The organism is Hyalangium sp. (genome assembly GCF_035629615.1).
Lineage (GTDB): Bacteria > Myxococcota > Myxococcia > Myxococcales > Myxococcaceae > Hyalangium.
On sequence record NZ_DASPHO010000144.1, the window covers coordinates 1 to 19468 of the forward strand.

General features: G+C 67.6%; 17 protein-coding genes. 10 read left to right on the forward strand and 7 right to left on the reverse strand.

Annotation, left to right across the window (positions count from 1 at the left end; translation table 11 throughout):
* The 3 genes from VD972_RS07270 to VD972_RS07280 all read left to right on the forward strand — a co-directional run.
* Positions 1–1244, forward strand: a 1244-nt coding sequence (locus VD972_RS07270; protein ID WP_324982768.1) for a hypothetical protein, incomplete at its 5' end; no start/stop codon positions are given.
* Positions 1244–2254, forward strand: coding sequence for a hypothetical protein (locus VD972_RS07275; protein WP_324982771.1), 1011 nt, complete (start codon positions 1244–1246; stop codon positions 2252–2254). The genes VD972_RS07270 and VD972_RS07275, both read left to right, overlap by 1 nt.
* 954 nt (positions 2255–3208) lie before the next feature.
* Positions 3209–4120 carry a DUF3396 domain-containing protein gene (locus VD972_RS07280; protein ID WP_324982774.1) on the forward strand — a complete coding sequence of 304 codons (912 nt, stop codon included), beginning with the start codon at positions 3209–3211 and terminating at the stop codon, positions 4118–4120.
* A gap of 17 nt (positions 4121–4137) precedes the next feature.
* Here VD972_RS07280 and VD972_RS07285 read toward each other — a convergent pair whose 3' ends face one another.
* Positions 4138–4890 carry a hypothetical protein gene (locus tag VD972_RS07285; RefSeq protein WP_324982777.1) on the reverse strand — a complete coding sequence of 251 codons (753 nt, stop codon included), beginning with the start codon at positions 4888–4890 and terminating at the stop codon, positions 4138–4140.
* A 14-nt stretch (positions 4891–4904) separates the two neighbouring features.
* The gene (locus tag VD972_RS07290; RefSeq protein WP_324982780.1) at positions 4905–7619 is read right to left on the reverse strand and encodes a zinc-ribbon domain-containing protein; all 2715 of its coding nucleotides are present in this window, start codon (positions 7617–7619) and stop codon (positions 4905–4907) included.
* Between the two features lie 150 nt (positions 7620–7769).
* Between VD972_RS07290 and VD972_RS07295 the strand changes: the two genes are divergently transcribed.
* On the forward strand, positions 7770–8429 hold the full coding sequence (locus VD972_RS07295) for a polyhydroxyalkanoate synthesis regulator DNA-binding domain-containing protein (protein WP_324982783.1): 660 nt from the start codon (positions 7770–7772) through the stop codon (positions 8427–8429).
* A gap of 18 nt (positions 8430–8447) precedes the next feature.
* Here the strand turns inward: VD972_RS07295 and VD972_RS07300 are convergent, their stop codons facing one another.
* Entirely contained in the window at positions 8448–9248 is an 801-nt protein-coding gene (locus VD972_RS07300; protein ID WP_324982786.1) for a ParA family protein, read from the reverse strand.
* A gap of 7 nt (positions 9249–9255) precedes the next feature.
* A complete protein-coding gene (locus VD972_RS07305) occupies positions 9256–9555 on the reverse strand; it encodes a hypothetical protein (RefSeq protein ID WP_324982789.1) in 300 nt (99 codons plus the stop codon).
* A 113-nt stretch (positions 9556–9668) separates the two neighbouring features.
* Between VD972_RS07305 and VD972_RS07310 the strand changes: the two genes are divergently transcribed.
* From VD972_RS07310 to VD972_RS07325, 4 genes are all read left to right on the forward strand, one after another.
* A complete protein-coding gene (locus tag VD972_RS07310; RefSeq protein WP_324982793.1) occupies positions 9669–10583 on the forward strand; it encodes an ArsA family ATPase in 915 nt (304 codons plus the stop codon).
* Entirely contained in the window at positions 10580–11698 is a 1119-nt protein-coding gene (locus VD972_RS07315; protein WP_324982795.1) for an ArsA family ATPase, read from the forward strand. The genes VD972_RS07310 and VD972_RS07315 overlap by 4 nt, the downstream gene beginning before the upstream one ends.
* A 189-nt stretch (positions 11699–11887) precedes the next feature.
* Positions 11888–13021 (forward strand): tetratricopeptide repeat protein, encoded by a 1134-nt coding sequence (locus tag VD972_RS07320; RefSeq protein ID WP_414653999.1) that lies wholly within the window; start codon positions 11888–11890, stop codon positions 13019–13021.
* A 64-nt stretch (positions 13022–13085) separates the two neighbouring features.
* Complete coding sequence (locus VD972_RS07325; RefSeq protein WP_324982801.1) at positions 13086–14282, forward strand: M48 family metalloprotease; 1197 nt, start codon at positions 13086–13088, stop codon at positions 14280–14282.
* Positions 14283–14411: 129 nt separating this feature from the next.
* On the opposite strand, the gene VD972_RS07330 is transcribed toward VD972_RS07325, so the two are convergent.
* A complete protein-coding gene (locus VD972_RS07330; protein ID WP_324982804.1) occupies positions 14412–14933 on the reverse strand; it encodes a tetratricopeptide repeat protein in 522 nt (173 codons plus the stop codon).
* 6 nt (positions 14934–14939) lie between these two features.
* The gene (locus tag VD972_RS07335; protein WP_324982807.1) at positions 14940–15968 is read right to left on the reverse strand and encodes a hypothetical protein; all 1029 of its coding nucleotides are present in this window, start codon (positions 15966–15968) and stop codon (positions 14940–14942) included.
* 242 nt (positions 15969–16210) lie between these two features.
* Here VD972_RS07335 and ruvX point away from each other — a divergent pair, with 242 nt between their 5' ends.
* Both ruvX and mltG read left to right on the forward strand, forming a co-directional pair.
* Positions 16211–16663, forward strand: a complete 453-nt coding sequence (ruvX, locus tag VD972_RS07340; protein WP_324982810.1) for a Holliday junction resolvase RuvX — start codon at positions 16211–16213, stop codon at positions 16661–16663.
* A complete protein-coding gene (mltG, locus tag VD972_RS07345; RefSeq protein WP_324982813.1) occupies positions 16664–17731 on the forward strand; it encodes an endolytic transglycosylase MltG in 1068 nt (355 codons plus the stop codon). It begins immediately after the preceding gene.
* Positions 17732–17745: 14 nt separating this feature from the next.
* Here the strand turns inward: mltG and VD972_RS07350 are convergent, their stop codons facing one another.
* Positions 17746–19278: an ArnT family glycosyltransferase gene (locus VD972_RS07350; protein WP_324982816.1), complete on the reverse strand. Its 1533-nt coding sequence runs from the start codon at positions 19276–19278 to the stop codon at positions 17746–17748.
* Positions 19279–19468: the final 190 nt, after the last annotated feature.

Sequence of the window (19468 nt, forward strand, 5' to 3'; positions counted from 1 at the left end):
CCGACGCATCTCCCCTCGGCTACGCCCAAACCCAAAACAACCGCGCCACCCTCCTCAGTCAGCTCGCCTCCCTGCCGGGGCAAGACCGTGCCTCTCTCCTCCAACAAGCTCTGGACGCCTACGCCGAGGCTCTGCGCTTCCTCACCCCCGACGCCTCTCCCCTCGGCTACGCCCAAACCCAAAACAACCGCGCCACCCTCCTCAGCGAACTCGCCTCCCTGCTAGGACAAAACCGTGCCTCGCTCCTCCAACAGGCTCTGGACGCCTACACCAAGGCTCTGCGCTTCCTCACCCCCGACGCATCTCCCCTCAACTACGCCCAAACCCAAAACAACCGCGCCAACCTCCTCCGCAAACTCGCCTCCCTGCCGGGGCAAGACCGTGCCTCGCTCTTCCAACAAGCTCTGGACGCCTACGCCGAAGCTCTGCGCTTCCTCACCCCCGACGCCTCTCCTCTCGACTATGCTCAAACCCAAAACAACCACGCCATCCTCCTCAGCGAGCTCGCCTCCCTGCCAGGGCAAGACCGTGCCTCGCTCCTCCAACAGGCTCTAGACGCCTACGCCGAGGCCCTGCGATTCAGAACCCCCGAGGCCTCTCCCCTCGACTACGCCACCACCCAAAACAACCGTGCCACCCTCCTCAGCGAGCTCGCCTCCATGCCAGGGAAAGACCGCGCCTCGCTCCTCCAACAGGCTCTCGGTTTATCTGATGAGGTCTTGCGCATCTACTCTCGCAATCCTGATCCTTTGCCTCTTGCAATGACGTTCGGCAACCGTGCCAATATCTTGCTTGAAGTTGCCTCTCTCGACGACGGGAGCCGAATGGAGCGCCTCACAGAGGCCCTACAGTTAGCCTGGACCGCCTTTAATCTCTTCACCAAACTCCAGCATCAGCAGTATCAGGAACTTGCTGCCCGCCAATTGCAGAAACTCAGGATGATCTGTGGAGACGACTTCGATGCCCTCTGGCCACGACTGAAAGCGGGGCCTCCTCCACCCTGGTTGACGCAAGAAGGCATCATCCACATGCTGATACAACAGTACGTTTCCGCCATCATCGCCTCCCCAGATCCGCGAACCATGGCCGAGTCCTGGCAGCAGGTGCCTCAGAATCTCAAGACTCCTCTATTGGTCACTCTCGAGGAACTGGCCACCCATGCCGACAAGCAAGGAGAAGCGAAGACTGCGGAACTCTTGCGTCAGCGAATCGAAGCCTTGAGACAATTCGAGGAGCCCCAATAATGCCCGTGGATTTCCATGCTCGACAAGCCCTGGCTGGAGCCCTGCTGCTCGGAACCAGCGCTCTCAGTGGTAATGCAACGCTGATCGCCTCTGCGGGCGCCATTGGCGTCAACTGGACTTCGGAGGCCTTGGCCAGACTCTGGCAGAAGGAGCGTTCGGCGCTCGTCCCTGGCACGCACGTCCAGCGAGTTGCCGCGAAGGCCATCCGGCGCGCAGCGAAGATGTTGAAGACCCTCCACAAGGAGAAGGCCGGTCCCCACGCCCAGCTGCTAGCTTTCGACTTGATTCACGACTGTGCTGACGCCGTCGCTGAATCGGCTCCATTGCCCACGGACTCCCTGACGCCCGCGACTGCGGAGGATACGCTCCACCGCGCTCTGGACTCACTGCTCTTCGACCATGACACGAAGGCCGTTGAGTTCCTCAAGAAGAACCTCCTGGGCACCGTGGCCCGCACCTTTCGCGAAGAACTGGCCGCTGATACTCAGGCATGGCAAGCATTTCATGGCATGCTGATCGAGCAGCTTGGGGAGAATTTCGGAACACTGAGCCAGACAGTAGAGCGTCTACCGGAACTCATGGCACGCTTTGCCCAACCACCAAACGCCCTAGAGGCGCTCCAAGGCTCCGCGGAACGGCTGGAGGTGCTCATCGCCCAGTTCCAACAAACCCGTGCAATGCCGCAGGCCACCGCACCCGCCATATCCTTCGAGAACGAGGACCTCCATGTAGGAGGAAGCCTGTCGCAAGCCGGCGGAGACATCGTAGAGGGACGGGAGACGGTTCCTCCTTCAGGCCCGCCTCCCCTTTCCTCAGCAATGTTCAAGAACAAGCAAGTGCAGGTCCGGGGAGATGTGCATCAAGCCGCTGGCAACATCGTCAGGGGCCAGCCTCCGAGTGGCGCTTCGCAGGGGCTCGCTCCCACCGAAGTTCCTCCACGCACACCTGAACCCAATCCCTCCTTGCCGACTCCTTCCACGCTTCCTCCGTCCGACCGCGACGAGAGTTGATTGGGCGCAACCCAGCCTCCTCTACAGGAGCACACGTAGCACACACATCAAGCTTGTCCCCTGGAGGAGAACGGTGCGTTCATCCGGCAAGAATCTCGCGCTCTTCGTGCTGCTCTTGGGACTGAGTGTCGGTCGAGAGGGACGATCTCAGCCTGCTACTCCGCTGCCTCCACCTGCGACGCCGCCTGTGCCCTCGGTGAGATTGGTGCCGTCTCCTTCGGCTCCATCACCTGCTCCACGCCCACCTATCCCTCCAAGTCCATGGCTACCGCTCATCATCCTGCTATGGCCGGCAGAACTCGGTGACGGCACCTGCGGCGGCGACTGTTCCAAAAAGTATCCACCCCGCGAGGTCGCAGCCATCGTCTACAGCTTGCCGCACACACTGGACGCCTCCCTCAAAGAGAAGATCCGGAAGGCACTGAATGAATGCGCTGATGCCGCACGCTCAACGATCATCAGCAGGTACTTCGGGAAGAAGGGGCCGACGCGTGAAGAGTGCAACGAGAAGGTTGGCCAGGATCGCAAGGGCCGCCCCATCACTCGTGCCGAGCAATTGGGCAACGAGCAACATGAGGTAGCCCTGAAGTGCGTGGAGAAGAAGCTCAGCGAGCTGAAGCCTGATGGATACAGCATCAAGCCACGATACCGCCGCAATGCGCGCACAGGAGACGTCGAGCACCTCCCCGCGGAGAAGGTAGAAACCCTGCTTCGCGAGGGCCGGGCCTCCGAGCTGCTGGGCACCATAGAGCCGGATCTCGTCCTACACGCTGGAGGCGCCCCTCATTCCATTCAGGCCGTCCATGATTTCAAGTTTCCTTGCCTGAGCAGCCATCAATCCCGCTGGCGAGAATACTCTGACGGACCTCACCAAGGCCGCACTCAAGGAGAGGTGTACAAAGAACTCCTCGGAGTGGAGCCAGGGCTCGTCTCTCCTCGCGGAGGGGCGTCTCGATGAGCACGCACTACCCCAGAATTCGCATCCACGCAGAGAACGGCGACCTCCTGGCGCGCGAGGGCCTGAGAATCACTTTCTACATGCGCCAGACACACAAGTCCGTCCTGCCGGGGCTGGAGCGCTCGCTAGAGACATATCTCCGCGCCGTAGGTTCCCAGGCGCTCGGCTGGTATGTCGACACAGAGGGCGAGGAGCAGGAGCTTGATGACGCGGGCTGGGACCTCACGCGACGCAAGTTGCGCGAGCAGCGCTTCCCTATCATCCGGCTGCTCGACGCGGAGCTGAGGGGTTGCCGCTACCGCTTCGAGTACCACGGCAAGGATCTCGAGGACCCTTCCATGCAGCATGAACCTCATGCCGTATGCGAGGCGAGTTTCTGGGTGCCTACCGAATTTTTGGAAGAGCAGGGCCCAGCACGCATGCGTGAGCTCGCCCGGGACCTGGGCTCTCCCCTGCCCTTCTGCTCTGGCTCCGCTGGCCTGTCCTTCAATGGCGAGCTGGAACAGCTGGGTGTGCCCGAAGAAATCCTCAAGCACTGCTTCCGCCATCCTGGGATCGATTTTCCCAGCCCGACAGGGTACTCGTGGCAGGTGGGGACGCGGATCCGCGGGCCGCACTGGCTGACTTTCCTCGGGCAGCCCGTTCTGGGAGCCGTAGGCGGAAGCCAAGGTCTGCGCTCGCGGCTGCATAACCCCAGCGCGACGATCGAGGAGATGACCGGTGGCAGGGCCGTCGTCACTCTGGGGGAATGGCCCGAGGCGGGAGACACCGAGAAGGGGCTGCTGCTACCCGCCTACCGCGAGCTGGCGCGCGTCCTCGAACCTTGGCTGTATTTCGAACCTCGGGCTCGTCTGCCTGATCTGTCCCCCGACGAGACACGCCGATGGGACCGCCGCTTCTTGGACTGAACGGCTGGGCGACGCTCCTACCCGCCCAAGGGTCCCTGCGCCAGCAGCCGGGTGGCCTGCTCTCGCAGGGACGGGTGCACGGAGGTGTCCGAGGCCAGCTCGGCCAGGTCCGTCGCGTTGAGCAGGGGGACGATCTTCGACCCCACCTCCGGCGGCAGGTATGGGTTGAAGACCAGCGCTCGGCGCACCGCGTGCCGGGCTGACCAGCGCGATGACTTCCAGATCTCCACCAGCGGCTCGGGCCGGGCCGGGCGGCGCGCGGCCATGCGCACCACGAGCGGCTCGGTCAGGCGCGGGTTGAGGAGGGCGTTGCGCACCACGGCGGGGTTGCTCACCGTGACCAGCCGCGAGAGCACATCCGGATCCCTTGTCAGGCGCGCCTGCTGCTTGAGGTGCCCCAAGGACTGGGTGAAGACCTGCGCATCCGCCTTGGCCGCTGCGCCCGCATTCAGCTGCTGGCGCGCGGGGCCCTCGGCGAAGAGGTCCGCCACCGTGGGCAGAGACTGGATCTGCGCCAACCGTCGCAGTTCCTCCGCGTAGGGGATCTGCGCCGCTTCCATGCCCAGCGCCGCCACGAAGGCGGACAGGATATGGGTGGCGGGCTCCCAGCCGGAGCGCGCCAGGGTGATGAGGTGGTCGATGAGCTCGTTGGCGTCGAGCGGATCGTACCGGGCCAGCTCGCGCGCGGCGGCCTTGCGGAGGATCGCCGTGCCGCCGCTCAGGCCATGAAGCCGGAGCGCGAGATTTCGGGCCTGCTCCTGGGTGGGCATGGCGTCTCCCTCCCTTAAGGTTGGCTCTCCCCCTCGGGCACTGCCTCCATCGTCACCCGAAGCCGGAACGCGCTGAGATCCTTGGGGTACTCCTGGAGTACGAGCGTGAAGGGGGCGCGCTTCCCGGGCTCAATGACCGTCGCCTCCGCATCCAGGCGGGTGCGCAGCTGCGCGGCGGCCTCGGCGCTGGTGATGGCATGGAGCTCCTCGGGCGTGGGTGACAGCCCCGCAAGGCCCTCCGCGGACTTCACCCGCTGCCCCCCGTCATAGAGCGCAGCCTGGACCTTCACCCGCGCGGGCTTCGAGGAGCGGTTCTCCACCTCCCCACGGACATAGAAGATCGGCGTGCTGCCACGCGTGTCATAGAGGCCATTGGTCACGTCACGCATGGCGAACTGGCTGGGCGTCAGCATCTTCAGGAGCTGGTCCGGCGACAGCGCGGACGCGTCCACCTTCCCCTCCTTCATGTAGACGCCACCGACCGCGGTCAGCGCCAGCAGCAGCCCCGCGGCAATGGTGAGGTAGGCCACCTGCCCCGTCACAGCCTGGGCCGCGGAGACCTTGCGCCGCTCGGGGATCCCCATGTCCGCGGGACGACCCGCGGGGCGAGCAATGGCGGGAGAGGCCAGAGTCGGCGCAGGCCTCTCGGCCGGAGCAGACTCGGAAGGCTGCGAAGGCAGATCGATCAGCTCGCGGGAGCCCGTTGCCCCGAACTCCTCGCCCGGGCCCGGCTCCGCCCCCTCGTGAGCAGGAAGGTCGAGCATGTGGCGCCCGGTTTCCGTGGGGCTGATGACCTGATGGCTCGTATCCGTCTGGGTGAGGAAGCCCTCGGAGGGGCCGATCTTCTGGCGGCCCGTCATCGTGGGCGAGAAGGCTGGCTCCGCCGTCGCGAAGGGATCCGGAATGCCTCCACCAGGAGCCGGGGCCGCAAACGGATCCGACATGCCCTCTGCAGGAGCCCCGAACGGATCCGCCATGCTCTCTGCCGGAGCCCCGAATGGATCCGCCATGCCCTCTGCCGGGGCCGCGAACGGATCCGACATGCCCTGCGGAGCAGCCATGGGCTCAGAGGGTGGAGGAAACTGCTCGTCTCCCACCATCCCGAAGTCCATGGGCCCCGGAGGCGCGAAGCCAACGTCCGGAGCACTGGGCGCGGCCTGCTCTTGAGGCATGCCGCCTCCAAAGGACGGACCGAACTCGTCTGCCCCAGGCGCGCCCATGGGCTCGGGCGGAGCGAAGGGATCAGGGGCGGACTCGGCGGGCGCTTCAGCAGGCCCCCCCAGCTCCGCGCCCTGCGAACCGAAAGGATCCTCGTCCGCGAACGACAGGGGCTCGGCGGACGCAGGCGCGGGAGCGAACGCGGGGGCCGGCGCGGGCGCGGCTCCGAAGCCGAACTCGTCCGCCGGAGGCTCACCCAGATCGACGTTGGCCGAGCCGAAGGGATCGTCACCAAACGAGGCCGGTGCGGAGGGCGCAGGGGCAGGCGCCATCGCAGGAGGTGCCATGCGAGGCGCGGGCGCGGGCGGGATGGCCGCTGGGGCCAGGCCTCTCGGCGCAGGCGCTGGAGTCGCAGACACAGGGGGCCGCCCGAGAGGCGCTGCCGGCCGGCCCGCAGCCGGGGGCATGGGCGGCGCCACAGGCGCCGGGTCCGAGAACATGGCCGTGGGATCGAACTCCGGTGCAGGACCGAGATCCGGCGGCGGCTCGCCCAGCTCGCCGCTCACGGAGCCGAACGGCTCCCCCTCCTCAGCACCCAACGAAGAATGGGCAGGGGCAGGCCAGGCCGGCGCAGGCGCCTGAGCCGCCACGGGCGACAAGCCCTGCATCCCGGGCGGCGGCACCTTGGGCAGCGGGGCCCTGGGAGCCGGTCCACCGGCGGGCTTGGCGAAGAACTCCGAGAAGAGGTCATCCGGCGCCGCCGGAGCGGCTGCGGGAGCGGGCGCCGGCGCGAGGGGCTTCACCCCTGGGCGGGCGCTGCTCGCGGGGGCAGAAGGCCCCGGAACCGACATGGCGGGAGGCGCCAACGTCCTGGGAACGCTGGGCGCGGCTCCACCCAGAGGCCTCGCCCCTGGCACCGGGGGTTTGACGGGCGGGAGGGTCGGCAGGCTCCTGGCTCCCAGAGGGGCCATTGAGGGAGCGACACTGGGAACGCCCGGCAAGGGCGCCGGGCCCGACGCCGTCGGCTTGAACGGGACAGCCCCGGGTCTAGAAAGACCCTGCCCCGGAGCAGGCGTGCTCTGCCGGAGGCCGGCCCCACCCGGTGCACCTGTCGCGGGAGGCAGGTCGAACGGCAGGGGCGGCAAGGAGGGCACGGGGGGCCGCGCCTCGGGAGGCACCTGGAGGGGGATGACCCGGGTGGTCTCCTGGAAGAAATCCTGCTCCACGCCAGCGTCCGGGTTGTTCCAGGACTCTGGGGCCGGGGGAGCGGGGGGCGTGGGGGCTTTGGTGGCCTCCACCCCCTCGGCAAAGAAGCCCGGCTTGGTGGAGTTCCCCTTGGGCGGTTCCGGCGCCGTGCCAAACCGCTCAAAAGGATCGAAGCCGCTGTCCGAGGGAGCCGCGCCAGGCGGAGGCACCGCTGGCGTCGACGTCCCCGAGGGGGACGCCACCGACTCCCGCGTGACGCGGAAGGTATGTCCACACTTTGTGCAGCGGACCTTGACCCCCTTGTCCGTCACCTTCTCATCGGGGATCTTGAATCGCGTCTGGCACTGCTCGCACTTGACGATCATTCGGTCAGGTCCGGCAGTATAGGCGTCTCGCGGGCCCACCGCGAGCAAGCAACCGACCCAGCTTGCTCACCTAACCCCCCTTTGCTACAGGGTTCAGCGTTTCCGTGCTTCACGCGCAAGCCTTCCGTACGTGGGCGGAGAGAACCGAACATGAGCGAAGCAGAGCAGGCAAGCGCTCCAGGTGGCAAGGAGCCGAAGGTCATCAAGCGGTACACCAACCGGAAGCTCTACGACACCGTGGAGAGCCGGTACGTCACGCTCGATGAGATCGCGGCGATGATCAAGGAGGGCGTCGAGGTACGGATTATCGATAACCGTACCAAGGAGGATCTGACCTCCGTGACGCTGGCCCAGATCATCTTCGAGGAGGAGAAGAAGAAGAACCAGATGCCGCTGGCGGTGCTGCGGGAGATCATCCGCCACCCGGGCGAGTCCATCTCGGGCTTCATCCAGAAGGAAGTGAGTCCGCGCGTGGCCTCCATCCGCGAGGAGGCCGAGCAGCGCCTGGACAAGCTGCTGCGGCGCGACGAGAAGCGTGGCGACGAGCCCGCCGCCCTGGAGCAGAAGGAGACGGAGGATCCGCCCCCTGTCCCCAACGCCAAGGCGACCATCAGCGCCTCCGAGCTGCTCAAGGCCAGCCAGCGAGCCTTCGAGGAGTGGCAGCAGAAGATCGACGAGCGCGTGAAGCACGCCGTCGAGGGCCTCACCGGCAACCTCCCGGCGCTCGGCCGCGACATGCAGTCGCTGACGCAGCGGCTCGAGGAGTTGGAGAAGAAGCTCGAGGAGCTGGACAAGCAGAACAAGCCCTGAGCCGCCCTCCAGGGCTGCTCACGCCACCCGCGGTGCCCTCCCCTTCCGGGTGGAGGGCGCGTCGTGGATCTCCCGGGCAATGGCCGCGAGCATCTCCGCGCCGCGGCTGCTGGGGGCGTACTCCCAGATCGTCTTCCCGTGGCTCTGGGCCTCGTCGATCTTGACGTTGAAGCCCAGGGGCGTGGAGGCAAGCGCGTCCGGGAAGTAGGCCTTGAGCCGCTCGAGGATGGCGTCCGCCAGCGCCGTCTTGCGGTAGAGCGTGGGCACCACCTTGGTGACGCGCAGGTCCGGCCGTCCCTCGGCCTCGCCCACCTTGCGCACCGTCTCCACCATCTCCGCGCAGCCATCCAGCGCCAGGTACGTGAGCGCCACGGGCACCACCACCTCCGTGGCGGCCACGAGGATGTTGCGCGTGGTGAGCCCCATGGAGGGTGGCGCGTCGAAGACGATGGCCTGGTAGCCGGCCGCCTCCGCCGGGGCGAGCTTCTCGGCCAGCCTCCAGGCGCGGCGCTCATCCTGGGCCACCACCACGGGGAAGTCGCCCATCTCCTTATAGGAGGGCAGCACGCTCAGGCCGGGGACGGCGGTGGGCTGCACGACGTCCGCCAGCTGCACGCTCTCTTCGGTGAGCAGGTGGAAGACGTTGCGTGGCAGCGTGCGGACGTCCACCCCGAGCGACTTGCCCGCGTGGCCCTGGGTGTCCAGATCCACCAGGAGCACCCGGAGCTTGCGCTCCTGAGCGAGCCACGCGGCCGTGCTCACCGCGAGCGTCGTCTTGCCAGTCCCACCCTTCTCGTTGATGAACGCGATGCGCCGCATGGCCGGCCTACTTCTTCTTGGCGTCCACCAGCGTGTCGACCTTGCTCTCCACGGAGGTGAGCAGCTTCTCCAGGTCCTCCACCTTGGAGCGAAGGATCTCCAGATCCGCGGTGGAGGGCAGGTTCATCGCGGACAGCGCCGTGCGCAGCGCGGTATCCAGCGTCCCCTTGGCCGCGAGCGAGCGCGCCACGATGCCCTGCACCGTCGCGACGAACTTCTCATTGGAGAGAAGCTGCTGGGCGATCTTGCCGATTCGCTCCTCGCCCGTCTCCACCAGCTTCTTCATCACCGGGTTGTTCTTGAGCATGGTCGTGGGGCCGCACTGTGGAGGGTGCCAACGCGACGTGTCAAGCAGGGTCCACCGAGTCACGGAGCGCGTTGACAGGGGACGGGGCCATCCCTACGGTTCGCCGCTCTTTTATGGCCGGCCTGCTCGACAAGCGCCTGTGGATCGTCTCCGGCAAGGGTGGCGTGGGGAAGAGCACTGTCTCCGCCGCGCTGGCCCTGCGCTCGGCTCGCGCCGGCCGGCGGACGCTCGTGTGCGAGGTGAACACCCAGGAGCGCATCAGCCGCTTCCTGGAGCGCCCGCCCGTGGGCCCCACCGTCACCCTGCTGGAAGAGAACCTGTGGGCGGTGGACGTGCGGCCCCAGGAGGCCATGCGCGAGTACGCGCTCATGGTCCTGCGCTTCGAGACGCTCTACAAGACGGTCTTCGAGAACCGCGTGGTGCGCTACTTCCTGCGCTTCATCCCCTCGCTGCAGGAGCTGGTGATGCTGGGGAAGATCCTCTACCACCTGCAGGAGAAGCTGCCGGATGGGAGGGATCGCTACGAGACGATCGTCCTGGACGCGCCGGCCACGGGGCACGCCATCACCTTCCTCAACGTGCCCCAGGTGCTGCTGCGCACGCTGCCGCCCGGCCCGATGACGCGCGAGGCGCTGAAGATGAAGGATCTGCTGGTGGACCCCCAGGTCACCGCGGCGGTGCTGGTGGCCATGCCGGAGGAGCTGCCGGTGAACGAGGCGCTGGAGCTGCACGCGGCGCTGCGGGACCAGGTCCACATCCGCACCCACGCCGCCGTCCTCAATGGAACCTTCCCAGATCGCTTCACCGACGGGGATCTGGAGGCCCTCTCGGGGAGCCCGGAGCTGCACCGGGTGACAAAGGCGCACCACGATCGGGCCTCCTTGGCGGAGCTTGCCGGGACGAAGCTGGAGCGCAACCTCCACGTGCCCGTGTACCCGGTGCCTCGGATCTTCACCCCCGCCTTCGGGCGCAAGGCCATCGAGCAGGTGATGGGGCACCTCGAGCCCCTGGTGACGGGGGCCTCATGAGCACGGACTCTCTCGCCCCCGCGCTCGCGAAGAAGCGCGTCCTCGTGTGCGTCGGCTCGGGCGGCGTGGGGAAGACCACGGTGGCGGCGACGCTGGCCCTGCGCGCCGCGGTGGAGGGCCGCTCCAGCCTGGTGTGCACCATCGATCCGGCGAAGCGGCTGGCCAACTCGCTGGGGCTCAGCGCCCTGGGCAACACGGAGACGCAGGTGCAGGCCCAGGTGCTCGAGGGGCTGGGTGTGAAGCCCAAGGCCTCGCTGCACGCGATGATGCTGGACATGAAGCAGACGTGGGACGACCTCATCACCCGGTTCGCCCCACCCGAGCAGCGTGAGCGCATCCTCTCCAACCGCTTCTACCAGTCGCTCTCCACGGCGCTGGCGGGCAGTCAGGAGTACATCGCCCTGGAGAAGCTCTGGGAGCTGCGCCGCCGCAGCAACTACGAGCTCATCGTCCTGGACACGCCGCCCACGGCGCACGCGCTGGACTTCCTGGACGCGCCCAACCGCATCCTCGACTTCCTGGACAACGAGGCGGCGAAGTGGCTGCTCACCCCGGCGCTCAAGGCAGGGAAGATCGGCCTGTCCCTCTTCAACCTCGGCAGCAGCTACATGGCGAAGACGCTCTCCAAGTTCACCGGCGTGGAGACGCTCCAGGAGCTGTCCAGCTTCATGCTGGCCATCTCCTCCATGAACGAGGGCTTCAAAGAGCGGGCCCGAGGCGTGCGCGATCTGCTGAAGGACGAGCAGACGGGCTTCGTGCTCGTCACCGGCCCGCACCCGGAGCGGCTCGACGAGGTGACGCACTTCCGCACGCTGCTGAAGCAGAACCAGATGGAGGTGCTGGCGCTGGTGGTGAACCGCGTCCACCCGCATCCCTCGCGGGCGCTCTGGGAGGACGCGGCCCGGCTGACACGCAGCCGCCGCACCAAGGTGGAGGAGACGCTGGAGGAGCTGAAGGTGCTGGCCGAGCAGGATGCGCGCGCCATTGCCCAGCTCTCGGCCGCCTGCCCCGACACGCCCCTCATCCAGGTGCCCCGCTTCGAGCTGGACGTACATGACCTCACCGCACTCTGGCGCACCGGCCGCTACCTCATGGGAGACGAGCAGGTCCCCTGACTCCCGGTGTGCTTCAGGGTGGTTCTGTCACGTGCTCGCCGCTCGACCCGGCAGCCAGGAGAGCCAGAACGCCGCAGGCGCATTAAGCTGGGGGCCGCGCACACAACGGAACTCCGTGCGGGCCGGCGCTGTCGGTGAGGGCGTCGGCTCGAGCGAGCCTGGACGGTGAACATGAGCGAGAGGACGCACATGTCGGGCACATGGCAATGGTGGGTATTGGTGGGAGTCGTGAGCCTCGTTGGCTGCCGGACGACAGGGACGGCCGTGCGGGAGGACGGGAAGCTTCCGCGGCAGGAGCTCCAGTTCGATCCGGTCGAGGTGACGGCGGATCTCGAGCTGGAGAAGCTGAACGACGAGGAGCTGTTCGCGGGCGGCACGTCAGCGTTCGCGGCAGGGGACTTCAAGCAGGCGGCGCGGTACTTCGGGCGCCTGGTGGACTTCTACCCCCAGAGCTCGCACCGGAAGGAGGCGCTCTACAACGCGGGGCTCTCGCACCAGCGGCTCAAGGCGTGGGAGGAGGCCTACCACCGCTTCTCGGAGCTGGCGGACGCGGCGAAGGGCCAGGGGGACGCGCTGGAGGCGGCCTTCCGCGTCGCGGAGACGCAGTACCACCTGGAGCGCTTCAGTGAGGCGGCGGAGCTGCTCGCCACCCTCGCCCACCGGAAGGACATCCCAGCAGGCCGCCGCATGGAGGCGCGGGTGCAGCAGGGCATCTGCGAGCTGGAGGGGGGCCGCACCGAGCTGGCCGAGACCACGCTGCGCACGGCGCTCAGCGAGTACGAGGCGCTCTCGGACAAGGACGAGGTGGAGGACTACTTCCCGGCCCAGGCGCACTTCTTCATCGGAGAGGTCTACCGGCTGCACTACGAGTCGGTGAAGCTGGAGCCGTCCAAGGGCACGGACAAGCTCGCCGAGGACCTCAACTACAAGGCCGAGCTGCTGCTGTCCTCGCAGGGCCACTACCTGCGCTCCATCCGTGTGGGGAATGGCTACTGGGCCACGGCCTCGGGCGCGCAGATCGGCGCGATGTACGAGAACCTGTACGAGCACATGGTGCACACGCCGGCGCCGCCGGAGCTGGACGCGGTGGAGGCGCAGGTGTACCGGCAGGAGCTGCGCAAGAAGATCCGCGTGCTGCTCACCAAGTCCATCAACATCTACGAGCGGACGCTGGAGGCCGCCGAGCGCATCGGCTCGCAGAACGCCTTCGTGGATCGCACGCGGGAGAGCCTTCGCAAGGTGAGGGAGCTGCTGCTGGCGGACGCGGATGCCGAGCAGGACGCCGCACCGCCGCCCGAGCCTGAGTCCGAGCCGCACTCCTAGCCGAGGACTCCCGTGGGGCGGCTGGGCACCATGGGGCGAGACGGCATAGCCTCTCGCCCAGCCCATGGAGCCCATCTTCACGCCTGAGCAGCTCGCCGAGATCAAGGCGTACCACCTGCCGTATTACATCCGAGCGGCGGCGAACCCCTTCCTGCTGCTGGGGTACCTGGCGCTCGTGCTCGGGCCGCTGAACGGACCCTTCTACCGCTTCGCCCAGCGGGCGGCCTCGGGGCTCGACACCCGGCTTTCGTTCCTCCGGAGGACGCCGGGCATCCGAGTGCTCCTCCAGGTGCTGGACAAGCTCTGGGGTGAGCCGGGCTGGGGCACGGCGCTGCTCTTCGGTCTCTGCATCGACCTGACCTACAAGCTCGTCTTCCTCCCGACGGACATCTACTTCGGCTACATCCTCGAGCACCGCTACGGCATGTCGGCGTACACCCCGCTGACATACGCCAAGGACGTACTCAAGGATGTGCTTGCGGGCGTGGTCCTCGTCTGTTCGCTCGTGCTCGGCGTCTATGGCCTGGCGCGCCGACTCCGGCGCTGGTGGCTCGTCCTAGGCGTGCCCATGGCGCTGGTCCTCGTGCTGGTGTCCGCGGTCATCGACCCGTACCGCAGCCGCGCGTACTTCGACCAGACGCCGCTGGAGGCGGGGCCTCTCCGCACCCGAATGACCGAGCTGCTGGCGCGGGCGGACATCACCTTCGCGGACATCGTGGTGGAGAAGACGTCCGTCGCCTCGAAGCGCGTGCAGGCCTACTTCGCGGGCCAGGGCCCCACGCGCACCATCGTGCTCAACGATGTGCTGCTCCAGCAGTTCACCGAGGGCGAGATCCTGGCCGCGGTCGCCCACGAGGCGGGCCACGTGAACGAGCCCCAGTGGCCCAACCGGATTGCCTCCGCGCTCGCGCTGGTGGCCTTCCTCTTCACCATTGACCGGCTCTTGCGGCGAGCGGCGGCGCGGGGCTGGTTCGGCTCCACCCGCTTCGCGGACATCCGCACCCTGCCCCTGCTCTCACTGCTGTACTTCTCGGTGATGCTGACGGCCGCGCCGGTCTCCGCGGCGTTCTCTCGGGAGCGGGAGCGCGAGGCGGACCGCTATGCCCTGCGCCTCACGAACGACCCCGCCACGTTCCGCCAGATGCTGGTGAAGGCCGCGCGGGTGAACAAGATGGACCCCGTGCCTCCCCAGTGGATCGTCATCAAGGGCCTGACCCACCCACCTGTCGGCGAGCGCATCACCGATATCTCCGTGCCCTGAAAACCGCAGCAGGTGGGTGGGCCGCTGCCATGTCCTTCTTCCCACCAGGACCCACCCACCCGCTGCCTCCGCCGGAACCTCGCCACGGCCCGGCGGCCGCCTGATCACCCCCTTCCCCCAGCCGCAACGCTACGCCTGCGGGCTCCCCTTCAGCTTCTCCACCGCCACGAGCGTGATGGCCTTCACCAGGGCCCGGGCGCGACGGCCCGCCGAGGTGTCTCCGTGCGGATCGGCCTCCACCGCGCTGGCCACATCCGTGAAGCCCTGGCGCAGGCCCTGCCGCAGGTAGAGCTCGCCCCGGTTGACCAGGGCCACCGGGTTGCGCGGATCACGCTCCAGCGCGGCGCTGTACTCGGAGATGGCCTCCTGCAGCCGCCCCAGCTTCTGGTACACGGTGCCGAGCGCCGCCCGGCTCGCCGCATCCTTCGGGTTCCCCTCGACGAGCCCCTCGAAGAGGATTCGCGCCTCCTCGAAGCGGCCCGCCGCGGCGAGCTCACACCCCACCTGGGCGATGGCCTTGGCTTCCTCGAAGGTCATCCCCTCCACCTCCGCCCAGGTCACCTCGCCTCGCGCGAACGCCTTCAGCTTCCCCACCGTCTCGGTCCGAATCTCCATCGTCGTGTCTCCTTGGTACTTGATGACGCGTCCCATGGCGGCTCAGGCCCGGCCCAGGTTCTGGATGGCCTGCTTGGCCATCTCGTTGAACTTCGAGGAGATGTTGCTCATGAGATCGAACATCTGCTTGCGCTTCTCCATCAGCTTCTGGAGGCGCAGGTTCAGGTGTTCCATGCTCGTCTCCAGCTTCGCTGCGCCCGCCCGGCCCGTGTCATCCGTCCCCAGCTTCGCGCGCTCGTCGCGGATGCTCGACATCTCCTTCATCACGTCGAGGATCTCGTCGTCCGTGTCGCGGGAGATCAGCATGAGGACGGCCTGGAGCTTCTCCTCCATGCTCATGTGCGGGTTGTTGATGATGTCGTTCACACTGCCCGAAGGCTCTCGGCTCCCACCGGGCTTGGGGGCCGGCGTCGCGGGCGGAGTGGACGGCGCCGGCGGAGTGGACGGCGCGGGCGTCGACGGCTGGCGCACGCCGTAGTTCGCGATGTCGTCGTTCACCTTCTTCAGCGCCTTCTGCACATCCTGCTGGCTGATCGTGCCGTCCACCGAGCCGCCCTTGTTCGCGGTGTCCACCATGTGGCGGTACTCGGGGTGCTCGAGCAGGAAGCGCGCGGCGTTTCGCAGCTCGGGTGAGAGGCTCGGGTTTTGCGCGGCCAGCAGGAGCGTGCGCTGGTCGATCTTCGAGTCCTTCTTGCCGCTGAGCGTGTCGAGGATGCCGAAGTTGGCGGCGATGGTGCGCAGCGCCTCCTGGTACTCGAGGACCCTCGGCTCCAGGTAGCCGGTGGTGGTGGTGGCGGCCTTCTGCGCGGCGGGCGCATAGCCTTCCTGGGCCTTGGCCGCGTCTCGGGACGGGTAGAACTCCGTCTCAGCCGCCGGATTCTTCTGCAGCTCCGAGACGACGCCCATTGCGCCACTGGCGGCCAACATCACATTGCCGGTCATCACCCCGGCGGCGGCCTTGATGGAGTTCGTCAGCAAAGGGGGAAGACCCAGCTTGTCCCCCGCGAAGTCGACCACGGTCGCCATCGGACCGGCCAACGTGTTCACTGCATTCTTGATGAAGTCGAGCATGTTGCCTCCCGCGCGGCGGGATAGGGTTGAGAAGCAAGTCGCCGCGCATTCGGTGAGCCATGCCCATTGCAGCGGCGATGCCGAGACCTTCGCCTGCAGCACGCTCAACGAATTCAGCCAGTTAGCCTCCCTACCGGCTGGGAGTCGTCTCGCACTGCGGACGGGGTGGGTCCACGGCGGGAGATGGCGGTGGGCGAGAGCGGCTGACGGAGGAACTTGAGGAGGACTAGATTCCCCCGGCCATGCGGACGCTGGGCCTGGACGTGGGTACGAAGACCATTGGGGTGGCCATCTCGGACGGGCTCGGGCTGACGGCTCAGGCCGTCACCACGGTACGGCGCACCAACCTCAAGGCGGACCTCGCGGCCCTGGCCGAGCTGGCACGCGAGCACGAGGCGTCCCGCATCGTGGTGGGCCTACCCCTCAACATGAACGGCACCGAGGGCCCTCGCGCCGAGGCCTCCCGGAAGTTCGCTGAAGTGGCGGGCCAGGCGCTCGGCGTGGAGGTGGAGTTCTGGGACGAGCGCCTGTCCACCGTGGCCGCGGAGCGTACCCTGCTCGAAGCGGACCTCTCGCGAGCCAAGCGCCGTCAGGTCATCGACCAGGTGGCCGCGCAGTTCATCCTCCAGGGCTGGCTGGATGCCAAGCGCTCCGTCGCCGACCTGCATGCCGACGACTACGATCCGGAGCCTTGAGTGAGAAAGGCCCTCCTCGCGCTCCTCGTCCTGGGAGTGCTCGCGGGCGCGGCTGCGGGTGGCTGGCACGTGTGGCGCGAGCAGCGCGTCACCGCGTTCGCCACGACTCCCATGACCCTCCCCGGGCCCGTCACGGTGGACATCCCCCCAGGCACGGGCCCCAAGGCGGTGGCCCGGCTGCTTGAGGAAGCGGGCGTCGTCTCGGACGCGGATCTGCTCTACCTCTATATCCGCCGGGAAGGGCTGGGCCCGAGGCTCCAGGCCGGGGAGTACGAGTTCACGGACACCTTCACGCCCGTGCAGGCGCTCGAGAAGATCCGCTCTGGCCAGGTGAAGGCGTACCGGTTCACCGTTCCTGAAGGCCTGCGGGCCGAGGAGATCCTCCCCATCCTCGCGGGCTCAGAGCTGAAGCTGGACCTGCGCAAGCTGGAGGAGCTGATCTCGAGCCAGAGCTTCCTGGCGGAGAGCGGCGTGCCCGCGGGCTCCATCGAGGGCTTCCTCTTCCCGGACACCTATAGCTTCACCCGCAAGGCCACGGAGGAGGCGGTGCTCACGAGGATGGTGAGCCGGGCCCTCGAGGAGTACCGGCGCGCCGATGCCCAGCGAAAGGAGGGGGTGAAGCTGGACGTGCTGGAGACCTTCACGCTCGCCTCCATCGTGGAGAAGGAGACCGGCACCCCTGAGGAGCGCCCTCGCATCTCCTGCGTCTTCCACAACCGGCTCGCGCTCGGGATGAAGTTGGAGACGGACCCCACGGTCCTCTACTCGATGCGGCTGCGTGGAGTGCTCTCGAAGAACATCACCCGGAAGGATCTGAGGACCGAGCACCCCTACAACACCTACACCATGACAGGGCTGCCCCCAGGCCCCATCGCGAGCCCGGGAGCTGCCGCGCTGCAGGCCGCGCTGCACCCGCAGGAATGCGAGGACCTCTTCTTCGTCTCGCGCAACGACGGCACGCACATCTTCTGCCCCACGCGGGAGTGCCACGAGGCAGCCGTGAAGCAGTGGCAGGTGGAGTTCTTCCGCAAGAAGCGCCAGGCACCCAAACCCCGCTCCAGGCCCTGACAGTCCTCGATGGATTAGCGCCGCCGGTAGACGTGCACAGGCGGCGAGAAGCCATCCAGCTCCTCGTAGGTGGCGTCGCCGAGCACCAAGGTCCGGCCCGCCAGCTTCACCCACGGCTCGCGCGTGAGCGCCCCGTCATCGAAGCGCACGAGGTACTCCGGCCGCTCCTGCTCGAACCGCTGCCGGAAGTCAGGCCAGCGCACGCGCACCACTCGCTCCTCCGGCAGGCCGACGAAGAAGCCCAGCTGCAGGTCCAGGTACCGATCGTCGCTGTCGAGCACCAGGGCCTTCCCCTTCTCCGCCACCTCTGCCTCGAGCCACCGCGCCGCCTGCATCACCGGCTGAGGGTTGGTGGAGGTCGGGCTCACGGGCCTCAGCACATCACGCCAGCCCCCTTCCACTCGGAAAGTAGACAGCCCCAGCGCCACCGGCATCACCACCGCGAGCGCGATGCTCGCCCCCGCCACGGCCCTGCCCGCCCGCGCTCCCCAGGCCCGAACACACTCCCAGAATCCCAGCGCGACGAACGGCAGCAACAGCACCACCTGAGTCACCGTGAAGCGCCCGATCGGGAGGAAGTTGAGCAGCACCGCCGCCCGGAGGGTGTAATACGCGGTGGGCACCAGCGCCGCGAGCACCAGCCACCGCAGCTCCGGCCGCTCGCGCCAGGCCTTCCACATGCCCAGCCCGCCCAGCAGCGCCACACCCGGCGTCAGCGTGAAGAGCGCGCTCCCAGGCCAGAACCCCAGCCCCTGCACGCGCAGCCACCAGTCCTTCGCCCCGCCGCCCGAGCTCGCCACCCAGCTTTGGTGGAACGCGTCGATGTACGTGACGGGATAGAACGGATCTCCGTGGGCCAGCTCGTTCCCCTGCATCCACCACAGCGGGAACGGCAGGCACAGCAGGCCGAAGGACACCGCCATCGTCAAGCCCGCCACCTTGTCCTGCCGCCACAGCAGCGGCATCACCGCCAGCAGGGGAACGTACATCCACGCGTCGTAGCGCAGGGCGCACGCCAGGTTCAGCACCATCGCCGCGCCAAAGAGCGGACCGAACCGGTTCTCCTCGAGCGCCTGCGCGAAGAGCGCGAACACACCGAGCATGAAGAAGAGCGCTACCGCCTCGCTGGCCGCCGTCGTGGACAGCTGCAGGTGCATGCCCCAGACAGAGAAGGCCAGGCACGCCCACACCCCTGCACGCCAGCCGAAGAAGCGCCGCGTCAGCGCGAACAGCGGCACCACGGACAGCACGCCGAACAGCAGGCTCACCGCCCGGCCGGCATGCTCCCGATCCACCCCTTTCAACACCGCGCCCACCAGGTACAGGTGCAGCGGCCCGAACTGCTGGGCCCCATCGCTGAACGAGCGGATGAGGTGCGGCGACTCCACCCAGCGCTCCGCCAGCTCCGTGCGCACCACCGCGTCCCCGTACAGGTTCTCGTTGATCGGGAACACGGCCAGCCGTGGCACCAGGGCCGCCACCAGCAGCAGTCCGAGCAGCAGCCGTGGGCTCGGCTCGCGCTGGGGCTCGAGGACCGCCGAGAGCACAGGCTCGGGCCCAGGGGAGGCAGCGGGAACAGGAGAGGGAGCGGACGCCATCGAGGCGCGGGAGGATACGCAGGCACCCCGCAAAACCAAGCGACCCTCGCCCCCTTGCCCGGTCTCCGTCCAACGCCCGCCCCGTCACCTGCCCGACACTCCGTCCAGGACGCGTGTCCTACCTCACCCCCTACCACTT